At 33.6% G+C, this 19,281-nt stretch carries 21 protein-coding genes; 9 read left to right on the top strand and 12 right to left on the bottom strand.

Going from position 1 to position 19,281, the window contains the following annotated elements:
- Positions 1-11 precede the first annotated feature (11 nt).
- From BUB80_RS09740 to BUB80_RS09720, 5 genes are all read right to left on the bottom strand, one after another.
- Positions 12-527 carry an NUDIX hydrolase gene (locus tag BUB80_RS09740; protein ID WP_073292742.1) on the bottom strand — a complete coding sequence of 172 codons (516 nt, stop codon included), beginning with the start codon at positions 525-527 and terminating at the stop codon, positions 12-14.
- Positions 524-1,438: a site-specific tyrosine recombinase XerD gene (gene xerD, locus BUB80_RS09735; protein ID WP_073292741.1), complete on the bottom strand. Its 915-nt coding sequence runs from the start codon at positions 1,436-1,438 to the stop codon at positions 524-526. The genes BUB80_RS09740 and xerD overlap by 4 nt, the downstream gene beginning before the upstream one ends.
- A gap of 8 nt (positions 1,439-1,446) precedes the next feature.
- Positions 1,447-1,869, bottom strand: coding sequence for a deoxycytidylate deaminase (locus BUB80_RS09730; protein ID WP_066754482.1), 423 nt, complete (start codon positions 1,867-1,869; stop codon positions 1,447-1,449).
- Between the two features lie 42 nt (positions 1,870-1,911).
- The gene (locus tag BUB80_RS09725) at positions 1,912-2,679 is read right to left on the bottom strand and encodes an enoyl-CoA hydratase-related protein (RefSeq protein ID WP_073292740.1); all 768 of its coding nucleotides are present in this window, start codon (positions 2,677-2,679) and stop codon (positions 1,912-1,914) included.
- A 106-nt stretch (positions 2,680-2,785) separates the two neighbouring features.
- Positions 2,786-4,273 carry a catalase gene (locus BUB80_RS09720; protein ID WP_073292739.1) on the bottom strand — a complete coding sequence of 496 codons (1,488 nt, stop codon included), beginning with the start codon at positions 4,271-4,273 and terminating at the stop codon, positions 2,786-2,788.
- Between the two features lie 132 nt (positions 4,274-4,405).
- Here BUB80_RS09720 and BUB80_RS09715 point away from each other — a divergent pair, with 132 nt between their 5' ends.
- The 9 genes from BUB80_RS09715 (at position 4,406) to BUB80_RS09675 (ending at position 12,017) form a co-directional block, all read left to right on the top strand.
- Positions 4,406-5,356 carry a LysR substrate-binding domain-containing protein gene (locus BUB80_RS09715; RefSeq protein WP_073292738.1) on the top strand — a complete coding sequence of 317 codons (951 nt, stop codon included), beginning with the start codon at positions 4,406-4,408 and terminating at the stop codon, positions 5,354-5,356.
- A gap of 235 nt (positions 5,357-5,591) precedes the next feature.
- Positions 5,592-6,872, top strand: coding sequence for a methionine adenosyltransferase (gene metK / locus BUB80_RS09710; protein ID WP_073292737.1), 1,281 nt, complete (start codon positions 5,592-5,594; stop codon positions 6,870-6,872).
- 82 nt (positions 6,873-6,954) lie between these two features.
- Positions 6,955-7,440 (top strand): hypothetical protein, encoded by a 486-nt coding sequence (locus BUB80_RS09705; RefSeq protein WP_073292736.1) that lies wholly within the window; start codon positions 6,955-6,957, stop codon positions 7,438-7,440.
- 198 nt (positions 7,441-7,638) lie between these two features.
- Entirely contained in the window at positions 7,639-8,229 is a 591-nt protein-coding gene (locus tag BUB80_RS09700) for an RNA polymerase sigma factor (RefSeq protein WP_073292735.1), read from the top strand.
- Positions 8,230-8,428: 199 nt separating this feature from the next.
- Entirely contained in the window at positions 8,429-9,124 is a 696-nt protein-coding gene (locus BUB80_RS09695) for a YjjG family noncanonical pyrimidine nucleotidase (protein WP_073292734.1), read from the top strand.
- 186 nt (positions 9,125-9,310) lie between these two features.
- A complete protein-coding gene (locus BUB80_RS09690; RefSeq protein ID WP_073292733.1) occupies positions 9,311-9,760 on the top strand; it encodes a PepSY-like domain-containing protein in 450 nt (149 codons plus the stop codon).
- Between the two features lie 37 nt (positions 9,761-9,797).
- On the top strand, positions 9,798-9,986 hold the full coding sequence (locus tag BUB80_RS23375; RefSeq protein ID WP_139262642.1) for a PepSY-like domain-containing protein: 189 nt from the start codon (positions 9,798-9,800) through the stop codon (positions 9,984-9,986).
- An 82-nt stretch (positions 9,987-10,068) separates the two neighbouring features.
- Positions 10,069-10,740 carry a response regulator transcription factor gene (locus tag BUB80_RS09680; protein WP_073292732.1) on the top strand — a complete coding sequence of 224 codons (672 nt, stop codon included), beginning with the start codon at positions 10,069-10,071 and terminating at the stop codon, positions 10,738-10,740.
- Positions 10,740-12,017 carry a sensor histidine kinase gene (locus BUB80_RS09675; protein WP_073292731.1) on the top strand — a complete coding sequence of 426 codons (1,278 nt, stop codon included), beginning with the start codon at positions 10,740-10,742 and terminating at the stop codon, positions 12,015-12,017. Before BUB80_RS09680 ends, BUB80_RS09675 begins: the two co-directional genes overlap by 1 nt.
- A gap of 60 nt (positions 12,018-12,077) precedes the next feature.
- Here the strand turns inward: BUB80_RS09675 and trpS are convergent, their stop codons facing one another.
- The 7 genes from trpS to ileS all read right to left on the bottom strand — a co-directional run bounded on the left by trpS (position 12,078) and on the right by ileS (position 18,931).
- On the bottom strand, positions 12,078-13,046 hold the full coding sequence (gene trpS, locus BUB80_RS09670) for a tryptophan--tRNA ligase (RefSeq protein ID WP_073292730.1): 969 nt from the start codon (positions 13,044-13,046) through the stop codon (positions 12,078-12,080).
- 226 nt (positions 13,047-13,272) lie between these two features.
- A complete protein-coding gene (locus tag BUB80_RS09665; RefSeq protein WP_073292729.1) occupies positions 13,273-13,917 on the bottom strand; it encodes a SanA/YdcF family protein in 645 nt (214 codons plus the stop codon).
- Between the two features lie 15 nt (positions 13,918-13,932).
- A complete protein-coding gene (locus BUB80_RS09660; RefSeq protein ID WP_073292728.1) occupies positions 13,933-14,571 on the bottom strand; it encodes a lipoprotein signal peptidase in 639 nt (212 codons plus the stop codon).
- Positions 14,571-14,759 carry a DUF2683 family protein gene (locus BUB80_RS09655; protein ID WP_054512790.1) on the bottom strand — a complete coding sequence of 63 codons (189 nt, stop codon included), beginning with the start codon at positions 14,757-14,759 and terminating at the stop codon, positions 14,571-14,573. Before BUB80_RS09655 ends, BUB80_RS09660 begins: the two co-directional genes overlap by 1 nt.
- 19 nt (positions 14,760-14,778) lie before the next feature.
- Positions 14,779-15,024, bottom strand: a complete 246-nt coding sequence (locus BUB80_RS09650) for a DUF6576 domain-containing protein (RefSeq protein WP_073292727.1) — start codon at positions 15,022-15,024, stop codon at positions 14,779-14,781.
- 80 nt (positions 15,025-15,104) lie between these two features.
- Positions 15,105-15,485: a TraR/DksA family transcriptional regulator gene (locus BUB80_RS09645; RefSeq protein ID WP_034740299.1), complete on the bottom strand. Its 381-nt coding sequence runs from the start codon at positions 15,483-15,485 to the stop codon at positions 15,105-15,107.
- 59 nt (positions 15,486-15,544) lie between these two features.
- Positions 15,545-18,931 carry an isoleucine--tRNA ligase gene (gene ileS, locus BUB80_RS09640; RefSeq protein WP_073292726.1) on the bottom strand — a complete coding sequence of 1,129 codons (3,387 nt, stop codon included), beginning with the start codon at positions 18,929-18,931 and terminating at the stop codon, positions 15,545-15,547.
- Positions 18,932-19,281 lie beyond the last annotated feature (350 nt).

Here is a 19,281-nt window from a genome sequence, read left to right as displayed (position 1 = left end):
CGTTTTTGCTTTTAAATATTCTTTAAATACTGTTCAAAAAATATTCTCTGAGAATCAAAAGCGATATCATCGAGGTTGATTTTATCTAAAGGAATCCATTGGGTCTCTGAGATCTCAGATAATTCAATATTCACTTCAAATTTCTCCGAAACGGTATATTCATAAAATAAATCAATTGTATTATAATCAATTTCTTTGTATTGATAGATGTTTGGAAGACTCGTTACATATTTTAAGTTTGAAATATTGATGTCAAGCTGAAGTTCCTCAAAAAGCTCTCTTTTACAAGTTTCTTCTGCGCTTTCTTTTGGGTCTACAAAACCTCCGGCTAAATCTAGTTTTCCTTTTTTAGGCTCTTGATTTCTTCTGGTAAGGTAAACTTCATCACCATATCTTATTACTACGGCAACTGCGCCGGCAACGTTGTTATAGAGTCTGAAATCACAATTTGGGCAGCTCCATTTCTTTTCGCCGTCCCAATGTAGAGTTTCTTTGCCGCAGCTTGGGCAATATTTCAATAGTTTCATTGCGCAATATTACTATTTCTCGGGTGATAGGTTAATATCACATCGCGAAGTTCTTCAGTTTTTAAGTGGGTATAGATCTCTGTTGTGGTAATGCTTGAATGTCCTAGCATTTCCTGTATATAACGTAGATCTGCACCGTTTTGTAATAAATGGGTCGCAAAAGAATGTCTAAACGTATGTGGAGATATTTTCTTGCTTACACCCGCTTTATCGGTAAGTTCTTTTATAATTAAGAATACGATTACTCTGGACATAGAGGTACCTCTGCTGTTCAGAAATAAAGAGTCTTCGTACTTTTTATTGATTTTATTTTTCGAACGTGTTTCTTCAATATAGTTTTTCAGCAAATCAGCAGTGTAATTTGCCAACGGAACGAAACGGGTTTTGTTTCCCTTTCCATTCACTTTGATATAATTTTCTATGAAGTTAATGTTTGAAATTTTCAGGTCAATAAGTTCTGAAACGCGGAGTCCACATCCGTATAATACCTCAATGATACACTGGTTTCTCTTTCCAAGATCTGATGATACTTCTATAGCGCCGATAATTTTATTGATATCGGGAAGGCTTAAAGTGTCAGGCAAATATAATCCTAACTTAGGACCTTCAAGCAAAGCTGCCGGATTGTCTTCACGAAACTCATCTTCAAGTAAAAATTTGAAGAATGCTTTTATAGAAGATATCCATCTTGCTTGTGATCTTTCGCTGAATTTTTGCTTCGAAAGGTTGAAGATGTATTCTTGTAGATTTTCATACCCTATAGAGCCCGGACCGACATTTTCCAGATCTTCTACTGCATATTCTCTTAGTTTTTTAATGTCCCGAACGTACGCGTCGAGAGTGTTTTCTGAAAAATTTCTTTCAAATCGAAGAAATATTTCAAAATCCTTAATTTTTTCATCCCAAGTCATGTTTGTGCTTATTTTTTTAGTTCACAGTCCGATATTTGTTCTATTTCAATGTTATGGTTCCTCAAGAACGATATCCCATCATCGTCCGAATATTCATTAATATACACAAGTCTGGAAATTCCTGCCTGTAGAATAAGTTTGCTACATTCTTTGCAAGGTGATAACGTTAAATATAACGTTGCGCCTTTTGCAGATTGTGTAGAAGAGGCTAACTTTAATATTGCGTTAGCTTCTGCATGCAGTACATACCAGTGTGTTTTTCCGCCTTCATCTTCACAGCAGTTTTCAAATCCCGAAGGAGTGCCGTTGTAACCATCTGAAATAATCATCCTATCTTTTACGATAAGAGCTCCTACTTGTTTTCGTTTGCAGTAGGAAAGGTTTGCCCACTCGAGGGCCATTTTTAGATAAGCTTTATCAAACTTATTCATACAGCTTCATTGTTTTTTTTCGAAATAATTGGATTAATTTTCTTAGAAGTTAGGCTTTCTTTTTTCAATAAAAGCAGAAACTCCTTCTTTCTTATCGTCAAGTTCAAAAAGCTCCCCGAAATATTTAATCTCAGCTTCGAAACCTTTATCTGTATCAGATAAGTTTACGGCATGTATTGCCTTTGATATTGCCATTGGTGAGTTGTTGGCAATTACATTTGCTAGTTCTTTTGTTTTGGTTATTAATTCTTCAATAGGATATACTTCATTCACCAACCCGATTTCTTTAGCTCTCTGAGCTGGGATCATTTTGGCTGAAAAGATCATTTCATTGGCAATACCTTTTCCTACAAGCTTTGGAAGCCTTTGCGTTCCTCCGTAACCAGGAATTAATCCTAAGGTAACTTCTGGAAGACCCAATTTAGCATTTTCCGATGCGTATCTGATGTGGCATGCCATGGCAAGCTCTAAACCACCTCCTAATGCAAATCCGTTTACGGCTGCTATAACAGGTTTAGATAAGTTTTCTATTGTATTAAAAAGAAAGTTTTGACCATTTCTGGCTAATTCTTCTGCTTTTTCTTGTCCGAAATCACTGAATTCTTTAATATCAGCGCCAGCAACGAAAGATTTTTCTCCACTTCCTGTAATAATGATTACTCTGCATGAATGATCATTATTAAGTTCGTTTATTGCAGAACTGATTTCCTTAATTGTCTTCGCGTTTAAAGCATTTAAACTTTCAGGTCTGTTAATCGTGATTATTGATAATTTATCTTCTTTCGTTAATAATATGTTTTCGTAACTCATTTTTCCACTTTAAATATTACTTTTTGCAAATTATAAATTTTTTACAAAAAAAAGGAAAAAATACTATTTTTTTTTCCTTTAAATTGAAATTATTATTCAAATATGTTTATTTGGAATGATTTATCATATTTGCATCTATATTAACATTTAGTTGTGATGCTACTTTCATGCCAAGTTCAATATTTGCTCTAAAAAAATGACATAATTGTCTATTTATGATTTCATCTCTCTTTGGACCATCAATTCCCTTCATACTTTCAATGATATTATGAATTAGATGTTCTCTGTCTTCAGTGTTCATTGCTTTTGTATATAATAACCCTGGTTGAGTGTAGTGGTCATCATCATTTTCGTTTCTGTTGTAGCTGGCAACGTGGTTGCTGTCTAGCTCATATTCGAAATTTTTATAAGCTGAATCTGCCTTAATATCATCAAAACTGTTAGGATGATAATTTGGTTTGTCTTGATATTGACTAGAATCTGCCATATAACCGTCTCTTTGATAGTTGTTAACGGCAAAAGGGCAACGGTTAACTTCCAATTGGTGTGCATTTACGCCAACTCTGTATCGGTGAGCATCAGGATAAGAGAATAATCTTCCTTGAAGCATTTTATCGGGAGAGAAACTAATTCCGTCAATTAAATTACTTGGCGAGAAAGTAGATTGTTCTACGTGTGCGAAATAATTTACAGGAACTTCATTCAATTCCATTTCGCCCACTTCAATCAAAGGGAAATCTCCTTGGAACCAAACTTTAGTAATGTCAAAAGGATTCCATCTGAAATCTTTTGCCTGCTCTTCTGTCATTACCTGGATGTACATTGTCCATTTTGGGAAATCTCCACTATCAATAGCGTTGCAAAGATCTTCCTGAGCGAAATCGGGGTTTTCTCCTGCCATTTTCACGGCATCTTCATTGGTGAAGTTTTTAACTCCCTGTTTTGTTTTAAAATGAAATTTCACCCAAACTCTTTCGTTATTGGCATTGATCATTGAAAAGGTATGAGACCCAAAACCATGCATGTGTCTGAATCCGTAAGGAGTTCCTCTGTCTGACATCAAAATTAAAACCTGATGAAGTGACTCCGGGTTTAAACTCCAAAAATCCCACATCATTGTTGCGCTCTTTAAGTTGGTTTTAGGAACTCTTTTTTGGGTATGAATGAAATCTGGAAATTTTTTAGCATCCTTGATAAAGAATACAGGAGTGTTGTTTCCAACAAGGTCCCAATTTCCGTCTTCTGTATAAAATTTCAAAGCAAATCCTCTAGGGTCTCTTGCGGTATCTGCACTTCCTTTTTCGCCACCTACGGTAGAGAAACGGGCGAACATTCTGCATGAATTTCCAACTTGTGAAAATATTTTTGCTTTGGTATATTTACTAATATCATGTGTTATGGTTAATGTTCCATAAGCACCACTTCCTTTTGCGTGAACAATTCTTTCAGGGATTCTTTCTCTTACAAAATGCGCTAAGTTTTCCTGAAGTATAAAATCCTGTAATAATACGGGACCTCTTGGACCCACGGTCTGAGAATCTTGATGCTCAAAATATGGAGCACCGCTGCTTAATGTTAATTTTTTAGAATCCATATAGTTATGATTTGAATGATTAATTTACGGTTTATATACTATTATGTAAAGGTACTAATTATCAAAATTACAGGAATTTTTAATTGCTAATCGCAAAAACATCATATCTTTGTAATAGATAATATTAATCAGATGAACATTCAGCAATTGGAATATCTTATCGCTGTAGATAAGTATAAACACTTTGGAAAAGCAGCTCAAGCTTGCTTCATTACACAGCCTACATTGAGTGCAATGATACAGAAATTTGAGGATGAACTGGATGTAAAGGTTTTTGATAGAACTACCCACCCGATTCGTACTACGGATGTTGGGCTTCAGATCATTGATCAGGCAAAGGTAATTATAGAGTCCGTCAATGAATTGAGGAATAAAGCTAACCTTTTAAATAATATCTTAGGAGGAACCATCAATTTAGGAATCATTCCTACGGTATCATCTTTCATTCTACCTACTGAGATTTTTGCATTCTTGGAAGAGAATCCGAAAATTCAGATGAATGTAAAAGAAATGACCACTGATAGTATTATTAAAGCTTTAAAAGCAGGAGAATTGGATGCAGGAATTATTTCAACTCCTTATGATACGGCTGACGAATTTTATCAGGACTTCTTATTTAATGAAGAATTGATGATCTACAGTTCAAATACTGAGGCTAATAAGAAAAATTCTTACGTTGTTCCTGAAGATCTTAATGTTGAAAAAGTTTGGTTGCTTGAGGAAGGAAACTGCCTAAGAAACCAATTTGAAAATATCTGTCACCTAAAAGAGAATACGTTGAAACCTAAGAATTTAGATTTCTTGGCGTCTAATATTCAGACTTTGGTACATATGGTAGATAAAGTGGGTGGAATCAGTATTTTACCAGAATTAGCATTAAGCCAACTTTCTGAAGAGCAAAAAGAAAATGTGTTCAGGTTTAAGAAACCTTTCCCTTACAGAGAGATAAGCATCATTTATTATAAGCCTACTTTTAAGCAAAAGATTATTGATGAATTATCTAATTCTATCAGAGTTTCTTTAAAAAACAAACTAAATTATAACGAAAGCCCAAAGGAATTCGTAAGTATAAAACCACAATAGTTTAATTTTTTTAATATTGATAAATCATTAATTTAAAGAAAATTATAATTAGTAAACAAAAGTTTTGAGTATTAAAAAAATAGTACTTAAATTTGTCAACGTTTACGAACGAGGAAAAATTTGACCTGATTGCAACCTCTATAAAAAAAAGCTAAAACAGTATTTCTATTTTGAGCTTTTCTGGCAATTATTCAGGTTTTTCTTCATTTTTTTTAATCTAAAAATACAGAATAATATGTCTTATTTATTTACGTCTGAATCAGTTTCAGAAGGGCATCCAGATAAAATTGCCGATCAGATCTCTGATGCGTTAATCGATCATTTTTTAGCATACGATAAGAGCTCAAAAGTAGCTTGTGAAACTCTTGTTACAACAGGGCAGGTAGTGTTAGCAGGTGAAGTAAAGTCTGATGCCTATTTAGATGTACAGACTATTGCAAGAGAGGTTATCAACGGAATTGGATATACAAAAGGAGAATACATGTTTAATGGTGATTCTTGTGGAGTTATTTCTGCAATTCACGAACAATCTCCGGACATTAACCAAGGTGTTGACAGAGCTGTAAATGACGAGTCTTTCGAAGCTAAGGCAAATGCACAAGGAGCAGGAGACCAAGGAATGATGTTTGGGTATGCTACCAATGAAACAGCGAATTATATGCCTTTGGCATTAGATTTAGCCCACACTATTTTGAAAGAGCTTTCTGCTATCAGAAGAGAAAATAAAGATATCGTTTATCTTCGTCCGGATGCAAAAAGCCAAGTTACAATTGAATATTCTGATGATCACAAACCAGTAAGAATTGATTCTATTGTAGTTTCTACTCAGCATGATGATTTTGCAGCTGAAGAAGAAATGTTGAACAAGATTCGTGAAGACATTAAAAATATTTTAATTCCTAGAGTAGTCGCTTTACAGACTGAGGAAATTAAAGCGTTATTTAATGATCAGATCAAATATCATATCAATCCAACAGGGAAATTCGTAATCGGAGGACCTCACGGAGATACAGGTCTTACAGGAAGAAAAATCATCGTTGATACTTACGGTGGTAAAGGTGCTCACGGTGGTGGTGCATTCTCTGGAAAAGATCCTTCAAAAGTAGATAGAAGTGCTGCTTATGCAACAAGACACATCGCTAAAAACTTAGTGGCTGCAGGTGTTGCTGACGAAGTTTTGGTACAGGTTTCTTACGCGATTGGTGTTGCTGAACCTTGTGGTTTATACATCAATACTTACGGAACTTCAAAAGTAGCGATCAACGATGGTGAAATTGCTAAAAAAATATCTACAATTTTTGATTTAAGACCTTATGCTATTGAGCAAAACTTAAAATTGAGAAACCCTATCTATCAGGATACTGCTTCTTACGGACACATGGGAAGAGAGCATTATGTAGCTGATAAAACTTTCAATAAAGGTCACAAGAACGAATTAACGCTTACAGGGCTGGAATTCTTTACTTGGGAAAAACTAGACAAAGTAGACGAAATTAAAGCTTCTTTCGGAATTTAATTTTTTTCTCAACATAATAAATTACTGCTTTATCTTTCAGGTAAGGCAGTTTTTTTTAATTTTACACTTAAATAATTTAAAGATGATGAATTTCCGAGTTGCAATAACCATTCTGTCCGCATTCTTTCTAAGCATTTTTGCCAAAGCTCAATATACGATGCATAAGATGCTTACGGTAGGATATACGTACCAAAACCAGAGTTTTGGAGAAGTGGGAGGGAAGTTGCTTTTCCTGAAAAATGATGACGTTATTTATAGACTGGGAGCTTCTGCATTGATGGGCTCTACCCATTCTGAATTTGCCATAATGCCGAAACTACAGGCAGACGTCTTATTAAATTTTCAAAAAGATGTAGATTTTTATCATTCTTATTATTTTATTATTGGGGCAGAAGGAACAAATAAATACGTTGCTCCAAAAATTGGAGTTACACTTTTCGGAATTTTAGATCTTACGGGTGGTTACGCCTTCCCAATTAGTAATTTAAACGGTAAAGAAATGAAAGGTCTGAATGTTAATTTTACATTAAATATCCCTACTGTATTCATTCATGACATGTTTAAGTGATTTTTTTTAAATTTTTCTTGTAAAAAATTAATAATAGGTTAACAGTTATTAAAAAATTATTATATTTACACCAATAAATAATGTACCGCCTATTGATTCTACTTTACTCCAAAGAACTGTTTTGTATTTACAGCTAAGGCTAGATTAATTATCTAGAGGAAAGTCTGTCTACAAATTTTTTTATTATTGAGAAGAGTTATGAAATCAAAATCGGATAGTTTACTAATTTCCCTTTACCAGAAAGGAGACGAATCAGCATTATCAACGCTTATTCACCGTCACCAGAGAGAGCTTTTTACATTCATTTTTTACAAAATTAATGATGAGGACTTGGCCAATGATGTTTTTCAGGATACTTTCATGAAAATTATCTTAATGCTAAAAGAAGGCCGTTACAACGAAGAAGGAAAATTCATCCTTTGGGCAAAAAGAATTGCCTACAATCTTATTATAGACCATTTCAGATTAAAATCAAAAAACATCAAAGTTTCAGAAACTACTTTCGAAACGGATGAGTATTCTATTTTTGACCTTATCAGAGAGCCCTCTGAGAATATTGAAGATCAATTGGTAACCAATCAAATTCAGGAAGATTTACTAAGAATGTTGCAATTTTTACCCCTTAATCAGCAGGAGGTAATTAAACTTAGATTCTTTGACGGGCTAAGCTTTAAGGAAATTGCAGATCATACTGATATGAGTATCAATACTACCTTAGGAAGAGTGCGTTATGCGTTAATAAACCTGAGAAAAATCATGGATGAGAATAATATCATATTAACGAGATAATAATTCTTAAAAATTCTCGTTTTAAGGAAAAACATTTATCGCCTATGAAAAAAAATGATTCCTTAAAAGTGAAAGCTTTGAAACCTAAGAAAGAAATTATCGATTTTTTGCTCAATTTTTCTAAAAATATTGATGTAGTTAAAACTAAGAGTAAGAATTATCCGATCTCTAAAAATTAAAAGTATTAATTTTGTGCTGTATGAAAATTCAGCACATTTTTTTTGATCTTGATAATACGCTTTGGGATCATCGTAAGAACGCTTATCTTACCATCAAAACGCTTTTTGAAACAAAAGAAATCTCTTTACAATATAATATTGATTTTGAAGATTTTCACGCAGTTTATCATGAGATCAACGAAAAATTGTGGGAAGATATAAGAGACGGGCTCATTGGAAAAGAATACTTGAGAGAGCACCGTTTTTATGATACGTTCAAACATTTTGGAGTAGAAAATAAAGAACTTTCTCTATATTTTGAAGAGCATTTTTTAGATAAAATTCTTAATCATAATGAATTGGTAGAAGGGGCAGAAGAAATCCTGGAATACTTAAAATCTAAACATTACACGCTGCATATAATCTCTAATGGCTTTAAAGAAGTAACAGAAAGAAAATGTATTCTGTCTGGTATTGCCCATTATTTCCATACCATTACAAGTGCCGATTCTGTAGGCGTTAGAAAGCCCAATCCTGAAATTTTCGAATATTCTTTAAGCTTATCAAATGCTCAAAAAGAAGAAAGTATTTTGATAGGAGATGATTGGATTGCCGATGTTGTAGGATCTCAAAACTTTGGCATTGATGTTATTTTCTTTGATGTTTACAAAGAGAATAAGCAGGAAGAAGGCTTAAAATCAATCACACACCTTTTACAGATTAAAGATTTTTTATAAAGTTTTTTAGTTAATAATTTTATCCTTGTCAAGGTTCAAAATCTTGACAAGGATACCCTTAGTATGTCAAGAAAAAAGCACCAAATATAATTTTTCATATTTTTTCTTCATTTTCATTTTTTCCTAATTCTTTCCTAATTTGATATACATCTTTGTTCCATAATAATTAACAAACAACAATTAATTATGGAAAAAAGAAATAAAATAACAGTGGTGTTGGCGTTAGTGCTTTTATTAATGATGGGCTTTGTTTATGGACAAGACCGAGTGATAAGCGCTAATCAATTACCAAAAACTGCTAAGAATTTTCTGTTCGTTAATTTTAAAGGAATTGCAACAAGTTCTGTTATTGAAGACAATGAGATTTTCGGAGTTGATGAATATAAAATTCTTTTAACAAACGGGATAAAAGTTGAATTCGACAGCAAAGGAAGCTGGAAAGAAGTAGATGGTAAACATCAGAAAGTTCCTTATGGTTTCATCCCTGCAGCGATAAAAAATTATGTTGCTAAGAGTTTTCCCAATACTTACATTGTCAAAATAGAAAGAAAAAGGTGGTCTTATGAAGCTAAACTTTCTAATGGAATAGATCTGGAATTTGATAAGAACGGAAACTTTAAACGAATTGACGACTAATCACAAAAATCACACACTAACAACAAAAATAAAGAATATGGTAAATTGGAACATAATGACAGGTAAAGCGATTAGAAAAAGCATTCTAAGCTATATTACAAGAAATCACGCTGGAAGCTGGATTGCTTCTATTGAAGAGAAATACAATGCATACAAGATTAATTTGATGAACGGGTCAAGTCTTATTTTTGATGCAAAGGGAAAGTATATAAAAACAAATTCTTAAATGCATACACGAGCCTCCTGCCTTCAGGAGGTTTTAATTTTATATATTTGATTGAACTTAAGATGTATTAAAAAATGCAGATATGAAGATTTTAATTATAGAAGATGAACCGGAATTAAGAAATGTAGTGCAAAGTTTTCTTGAAGCAGAGCATTTTATTGTTGAATATGCTGATGATTATCAATCAGGGTTAGAAAAGATCATCTCTTATGAATATGACTGTATTCTTTTGGATATTATGCTGCCGGACGGAAATGGAATGGATCTTCTGAAGGAAATTAAAGCAATACATAAAAAAGATCCCGTAATTATTCTATCTGCGAAAGATTCTGTAGATGATAAAGTGAACGGATTAGAAATCGGTGCAGACGATTATCTCGCCAAGCCTTTTCACCTGGCGGAATTGATGGCAAGAATTAAATCTGTCATCAGACGAAAAAATCAGGATGGTGAAAATACCATTAGCTATAAAAACATTCATATTGATCCGGAAAGCAGGGTTGTGAAAATTGATGATAATGAATTGATCCTTAATCGTAAAGAATACGATCTCCTCTACTATTTTGTGATAAACCCGGAAAAGACGTTGCAAAAGACAATGCTTGCAGAAGCAATTTGGGGAGATTACATCGATCAGGCAGACAGTCTGGATTTTATTTATTCTCAAATTAAAAATCTTCGTAAAAAATTAAAAACACTCAATTCAAAAGCTGATTTTCAGGCTGTTTACGGAATTGGTTATAAATTTATTTAATGAAAGTTTCTCTAAAATATTACACCATAAAGTATCTCATCACGATCTTGTTATTGATCATTGCTGTTTGGGCTGCCTTGTTTTACGCTTATATTTTAGATGAAGTATATGATAATGTAGATGATGGTTTAAAAAACAGGAAAATACAAATTATTAAGGCCGTTTATTTTGATGAAAACCTGTTAAAGAATAACGAGTTTGGCTTTAATGAATTTAAAATAAATCCAATCTCGGCATCTGACTATAAAGATAAGAACAGGCTGTATAATAAAATGTATTATATGGAATATGATGATGAAGAACAGCCCTACCGAGTTCTTAAAACCGATTTTATAGATCAATTTGGAAAACATCAGCAATTGACCATCAGAACGTCTACGGTAGAAGAGGATGAATTGGTTTATGACCTTACAACTGCTTTAGTTGTTTTATATCTATTATTGGTCGTAAGTATTATTGCCGTTAACGGATTTTTGCTCCATAAAGCCATGAGACCGTTTTATTTAATTCTTGATAAGCTTAAAAAATATCAGTTTGGTGTTTCTACTTTTAATGAACCTCAAAATTATTCTATAAAAGAATTCGAAGAGTTGAATATTGAGATTAATGAAATGATCGAACGTAATGAACTTGTTTTTCATCAGCAGAAACAGTTTATCGAAAATGCGTCTCACGAATTACAAACGCCATTGGCAATTGTGATTAATAAAATTGATCTTTCAATTCAGAATGGCGAACTGGATAAGAAAAACCTCAACTTTTTGAATGATGTTAAAAATGATCTCAGAAGAATGGCGGGATTAAATAAATCTTTGTTAATGCTTTCTAAGATTGAAAATAATCAGTTTAATAAAATATCCAATGTCAATTTTAATATATTGATTAATGATTTAGTGAAAAGCTATGAAGATTTTGTTGAATATAAAAAGATCAACATCAATGTTGTAGAAAAAGAAGTTTTTGAAGCTGCTTTTGATCCCGATTTGGCTAATATTCTTTTGTCTAATTTGCTTAAAAATGCGGTAAAGTATAATAATCAAAATGGAGTCATCAATATTATCACCGAAAAAGAAAAGCTGATATTTCAAAATACAGGTTCCGGAATTCCTTTGGATCAATCTCAGATATTTAATCGTTTTTATAAACAAGGTTCAGATCACGGATCTACAGGATTGGGACTTTCCATCATTAAGACAATCATAAAACAATATCCTAGATTAGATATTGTGTATGGGTTTGAAGAGGGAATGCATTGTTTTATTCTTTCGAAAAATTAGAATGACAAAAAACAAAAGCCTTTCACAATGAAAGGCTTTCTTATATTTTAAAAGTTTGAATTAAATTCCTAAACTTTCTCTTACTCTTTTGATGGTTTCAGTGGCAATCACTCTCGTCTTTTGCGCACCTTCCTGAAGTTTAGCCTCTAGTTCATTAAGATTGCTCATGTAATAGCTAAACAATTCTCTTTCTTTGGTAAAACGAGTCATAATTAAATTGAAAAGCTCCATTTTAGCATGTCCGTAACCAAAATTTCCAGCTAAATATTTAGCTCTTAATTCTTCAGTCTGTTCAGGTGTTGCAATCAGTTGATAGATCGCAAATGTTTTATCTGTTTCCGGATCTTTAGGTTCTTCCAAAGATTTTGAGTCAGATTCAATGCTCATCACCTGTTTCTTCAACTCTTTTTCAGGTAAGAAAATATTGATAATGTTTCCTCTTGATTTAGACATTTTGTGTCCGTCAAGTCCGGGAACATATTTTGTGTCTTCCTGAAGTTCAGATTGAGGCAAAACGAAAACTTCACCCATCTGATTATTGAATCTTGAAGCTACATCACGAGCAATTTCTAAATGTTGAAGCTGATCTTTTCCAACAGGTACAATTTCAGCATCATACAATAAAATATCAGCAGCCATTAAAATTGGGTACGTAAACAAACCTGCATTTACATCCTGCAATCTGTCTGCTTTATCTTTAAATGAATGCGCTAACGTTAGTCTCTGATAAGGAAAAAAACATGATAAATGCCAAGATAGTTCACAGGTTTCAGGGATATCACTCTGTCTGTAAAAGAATGTTTTTTCGGTATCTAGTCCACAAGCAAGCCAAGCCGCAGCTATTTCGTAGGTGTTTTGTTTCAATTCTTTCGCGTCTTTGATCTGCGTTAATGAATGCAGATTCGCGATGAATAAAAATGATTCATTTCCTTCCTGTTTTGATAGCTCAACAGCAGGAATAATTGCACCCAACAAGTTTCCAAGGTGTGGTGTTCCGGTGGCTTGTATGCCGGTAAGAATTCTTGACATTTGTTTAAATTATTTATAAAAATTAATGAATTGCAAATTTATGGATTTCTCCCGCAGGTTTCACAGATCTACACAGATATTTATTTAGACTTGGAAAATATCAATAGGAGCGGACTTTAGTCCGCTTACATAAACGAATAATCTATTGGCTTTAGCCAAAACTTAAATCTTACGTAAACACATCATCTGTGAAAATTTGTGTAATCTGTGGAAAAAAATAAAAAAATTAAGGAATCAAAATCTTCTCTCCTCCAAATTTTGGTTCAACTCCCAAAAGAAGATCCCAGTAAGCTTTTGCTTTAGCGAGGTATTCACGCATATTAGTTTTAAAACCAGCGTATTTATTAACATCTTTAGCATTGTAGCCATATGCTTCAATTCCGTTTTTTTTGGCTAAAAACACAGCTCTTTCATTGTGGAATTTTTGTGAAATAATAACCAGTTTTGTCTGTCCGAAGATTTCTTTAGCCCTTACAATGGAATCAAGGGTTCTGAAACCTGCATGATCTAGAAAAATATGGTCTTGTGGAATTCCATATTTCATTAAGGCTAATAGCATATCTTCAGGTTCATTATAATCTTTCGTGCTATTATCTCCGCTTACAATGATGTATTTGATTTTACCACTTTTATAAAGGTCTATTGCGGCTTGTATTCTGTTGTAGAAATACGCATTGGGAAGTCCGTTGCTTAAGGTTTTACTTGTTCCTAAAAGTAAAGCTGTTTTTGTTTCGGGAACATCAGCAACAGTATAGGATACAAATGCATCACTTTCTTTTTTGATGCTATAGTTTGCCCAGGCAATAAAAATAAATCCTGCAACAATAAGAAGCAGGAATATTTTAAATATCGTTTTGATTATTTTATTCATCTTGTGTAATTCTTTTTAGAATTCAAGGCCATTGGGAAATGCCTTTTTTCTGAAAACTAATAATAAAACAGCTCCAACGGTGATTGCAGAATCCGCAACATTGAAAATGTATTTGAAGAACTCAATATGTTTTCCTCCGATTATTGGAAAACTCTCAGGAACGTTCCAGTCTACCAAAGGGAAGTGAAGCATATCAACCACACATCCTCTCATAAATGTGGAATAACCTTGTCCAATCGGCACAAGCTTAGAAACTCCGCCATACCCAATCCATCGGTCTATACTAGGATCATATATTGTTCCGCTATCGAAAAGTAATCCATAAAACATTCCGTCGATAAGATTACCTATGGCACCCGCAAAAATGATAGCCATTGGGATAATAAGATAGTTGGAGGCTCCTTGTTGTAACCACTTTTTGAACATATACACCATTCCTCCTATTAAGAATATTCTTAAAATAACAAGGAAGTATTTACCTATAACTCCTCCGAAATGAAGGCCATAAGCCATTCCCGGATTTTCTACAAAAGTAAGTTTGAAGCCCGGTAAAACGGTAACACTATCATCTAGATTGAAATGAGTTTTAATATAGATTTTTGAAGCCTGATCAATTAATAAAATAAGAAAGGTGATAAATGCAATCTTTTTCATTACAATCCTTTTGGTTTATAAGGTTTCCCTATTTTCTCATTTTTCTTACCAATCACTTTTTTAATCGTCTTAGTGTTGTGGTGCATCTTGGTATGGAATTTCTCGAACTCGATGTTCATATCTTTTAAAACACTTTTCAGCGCATTCAATTCCATTGCATTTTTAGTGTGTACTATTATAGACTCCATCTTTATTTTATTTAAATTTTTACTTTTTAGACAATTCGTCTAACCTTCTTCTGTCTTTAGCAGACAAATCATTGACTCCGTTTTTACCCATTTTGCTTAAAAGGTGGTCAATTTCTTTTTCCCTGTCGCGTTTATCTGAATTAAATTGATCATCAATTGTATAGTTGGTATGTTTCTCAGGAAAGAATTTGTTTTTGATCCAAACTCTGTTGAAAAACCCTAACACGACAATAAGAATGACCCCTAAAATTAACAATTCGTTCATGGATATAAATTAAAAATTAGGTTTATAAAGTATTTCATGAAATACGATATAAACCCAAATTTATTTTACAAACCTTACGGTTATTTCTGCATATTTTTCGCTTCGATGCTTAATGTAGCATGAGGAACAGCTAATAATCTTTCTTTAGGAATCAGCTTTCCTGTTACTCTGCAAACACCGTACGTTTTGTTCTCAATTCTGATTAAAGCATTCTTAAGATCGCGCACGAATTTTTCTTGTCTTCCTGCCAAAATAGAATTTTGCTCCTTGCTTAGCGTCTCAGCTCCCTCTTCAAATGCTTTGAATGTTGGAGAAGTATCATCCGTCCCATTATTCTGGTCGTTGATGAAGCTTTCTCTGATGAGCTGCAAATCTTTTTCTGCTTTCTCTATTTTCTCTTTAATGATTGCTTTAAATTCTTGTAAATCAGAATCATTATATCTTACTCTTTCGTCTGACATGTTCTTTTCTCTTTTTTAATAAAATTATGAAATGGGATTTGAAAAACAATAACTATATATTAATTTTTTTCAACATTTATCTTAAATTTAACCTCATCTATTTCGATTTCGTTAAAATTTGAAAGTGAAGATACAATTTCTATTTTATTTGACAAGACCTCGGATGAAATATATTCTTCATTTTTCTGAATATCATTCAAGAAAGGTGAATTCTCTTCCACGAAGATCTTTATCTTATCAGTTAATTCAAAATTCTGCTCTTTTCTAAGGTTTTGAACTCTGTTGATAAATTCTCTTGCAATCCCTTCAGATTTTAACTCATCTGTTAGCGTCAAATCTAATGCCACAGTTATTTTCCCGTCAGAAGTTACTGTCCATCCCGGGATGTCTTTTGTTGAAATTTCAACATCCGCCAGCGTAATTTCGTAACCTTGAACGTCTATTTTTCCTTCTTTTTCTAAACCTGAAATTTGCTCGGCAGTAAGGTTGGCGATCTCTCCTCCAACTACTTTCATATCTTTTCCAAGTCTCGAACCTAAGGTTTTAAAGTTTGGCTTTATTTGTTTTACAATTAAGTGAGATGCTTCTTCTGCATTGATTAATTGCAATTCTTTAACATTAACTTCTTGTTTAATTAATTCTGCAACAGCTAAGATTTGCTCTTCTGCTTTCTTATCTAACACAGGAATTAATACTCTTTGAAGTGGCTGTCTTACTTTTAAGCTTTCTGCACGTCTTATTGACAATACTAAGCTTGTAACTGTTTGTGCTAAATGCGTTTTTTCAACCAAATCCTGATCGATCAAACTTTCATTAGCAACAGGGAAATCTGTCAAGTGAATGGATTCGAAGCTTTCTTTTCCGGTTACTTTATTTAAATCCTGATACAATTGATCCATAAAGAACGGAGCGATTGGTGCAGATAATTTAGCAATAGTTTCCAAACAAGTATATAAAGTCTGGTAAGCAGAGATTTTATCTTCCGAGTAATCTCCTTTCCAGAAACGTCTTCTACACAATCTTACGTACCAGTTACTCAGGTTATCGTTCACAAAAGTGTTGATTGCTCTTGCAACTCTTGTAGGTTCGTAATCTTCGTAGAATGCTTTTACTTCTTTTATTAATAGGTTTAATTCAGATAAAATCCATCTGTCGATTTCTGGTCTGTTTTCAACTTCTTTTTCAGAATACTTGAATCCGTCAACATTCGCATACAATGCAAAGAATGAATAGGTGTTGTATAATGTACCGAAGAATTTTCTTCTTACTTCATCAATTCCTTCTACATCAAACTTCAAATTCTCCCAAGGATTCGCATTCGAAACCATGTACCAACGCGTAGCATCTGGTCCGTAATTGGAAAGCGTTTCAAACGGATCAACTCCATTTCCTTTAGATTTTGACATTTTGAGACCGTTTTTATCCAAAACAAGTCCGTTGCTCATTACATTTTTATAAGCAACTGAATCAAAAACTGCTGTTCCGATTGCATGAAGCGTGTAGAACCAACCACGAGTCTGGTCAACACCTTCCGCGATGAAATCTGCAGGGAATGCTTTATTATTGTCAATTAATTCTTTGTTTTCAAAAGGATAGTGCAACTGCGCATAAGGCATCGAACCTGAATCAAACCAAACGTCGATCAAGTCGCTTTCACGGTTCATTGCTTTTCCTGATTCTGAAATCAAGATAATTTTATCAACGATGTTTTTGTGTAAATCAACCAAAGAATAATTTTCTTCAGACATATTTCCGATCTCAAAACCTTTGAACGGATTTTCTGTCATCAATCCTGCTTCGATGGATTTTTCGATCTCGTTGTATAGCTCTTCTACAGAACCGATGATGATCTCTTCTTTCAGATCTTCAGTTCTCCAGATTGGCAATGGGATTCCCCAATATCTTGAACGGGAAAGATTCCAGTCGTTTACATTTTCTAACCAATTACCGAAACGCCCTTCTCCGGTTGATTTTGGTTTCCAGTTGATTTCCTTGTTTAAATTAACCAATCTGTCTTTTACAGCAGTCATTTTTACAAACCAAGAATCCAATGGGTAATATAAAAGAGGCTCCTCAGTTCTCCAACTGTGTGGGTAACTGTGAACATATTTTTCAACTTTAAAAGCTTTATTTTCTTCTTTTAAACGAATCGCAATTTCAACATCAACAGACTTTTCAGGTGCTGTTCCTGCATCATAATATTCGTTTTTAACATATTTACCGGCAAAATCTCCCATGTGAGCCGTAAATTTCCCTTGTAAATCTACCAAAGGAACCGGATTTCCGTTTTCGTTTAACACCAACATTGGCGGAATCTCAGGTTTAGCTTCTTTCGCTACTTTCGCATCATCAGCACCAAAAGTAGGAGCTGTGTGAACGATACCTGTTCCATCTTCTGTGGTAACGAAATCTCCTGAAATTACTCTGAAAGCATTTTCCGGATTTTGGTAAGGTAAAGCGTAAGATAATAATTGCTCATATTTAATTCCAACCAAATCAGAACCTTTGAATTCTGCTAAAATTTTGAAAGGAAGGATTTTACTTTCTGAAGTGTAATTTGCAAAATCTTCATCTGTTCCTTCGTTGAATTTCTTTGCAAATTGTTTTCCAACCAAAGCTTTAGCCAAAACAACGTTAATAGGCTCAAAAGTATATTGATTGAAAGTTTTAACTAAAACATAATCGATTTTTGGTCCGACAGTTAAAGCTGTGTTAGAAGGCAACGTCCAAGGAGTTGTTGTCCAAGCTAAGAAATGTACATCTCCAAAACCTTGTAAAAACGAAGGTAATGTCTCAGGAAGTGTCTTGAATTGTGCAACAATTGTTGTGTCAGACACATCACGATAAGCTCCGGGCTGATTCACTTCGTGTGAAGAAAGTCCAGTTCCTGCTTTTGGAGAATAAGGCTGGATGGTGTATCCTTTGTACAATAAATCTTTGTTGTACAATTGCTTCAACAACCACCAAACAGTTTCCATGTATTTTGGCTTATAGGTGATATAAGGATCATTAAGGTCTACCCAATATCCAATTTTCTCGGTAAGGGTATTCCAAACATCCGTGTAACGCATTACTGCTTCACGACATGCCTTGTTGTAATCTTCAATAGAAATTTTTTTGCCAATATCTTCTTTAGTGATTCCTAATTCTTTTTCTACGCCAAGCTCTACAGGAAGTCCGTGTGTATCCCAACCCGCCTTACGGAAAACCTGTTTTCCGTTTTGGGTTTGATAACGACAGAAAATATCCTTTAATGCTCTAGCCATAACATGGTGAATTCCGGGCATACCGTTTGCTGAAGGCGGACCTTCATAAAAAACAAACTCAGGTTGCCCCTCACGAATCTCAACACTCTTATTGAAAGTTTTATTTTGTTTCCAAAATTCCGCTACATTGTCTGCTACATCAATAAGGTTGAGGTTTTTGTATTCTTTAAATTGGCTCATTGTAATATCTCAATATCGTTGATTAATTAAGTTGGCAAATTTACTAAAATTTGTCGGTTTATAATATATGTTTTATTTTGATATTTCCAATTAAAAAGTTCTGTTTCAGAAATATAAATGTTGAGATTGATTATTTGTGGATTGTGAATCGTGAAATGTGAAGTTTTTGATCTGAATTTTAAACATAAATAACACGAATGTTTTCACAAATGTCACAATTCTATAGCGTGTTATATCAATAGGAGTGGGCTTTAGCCCAATGTCATTAAGTTAGTGTATTTCATAAGCTATTTCGTTGATTTTTAGGAACTATTGGTTTTGCTCTTGCTCTGTATTTACCAATATTCCTT

Source organism: Chryseobacterium polytrichastri (genome assembly GCF_900142445.1).
Lineage (GTDB): Bacteria > Bacteroidota > Bacteroidia > Flavobacteriales > Weeksellaceae > Chryseobacterium > Chryseobacterium polytrichastri.
The sequence above is the reverse complement of the archived record's forward strand: the minus strand, read 5'-3'. Positions and strand labels throughout refer to the sequence as shown.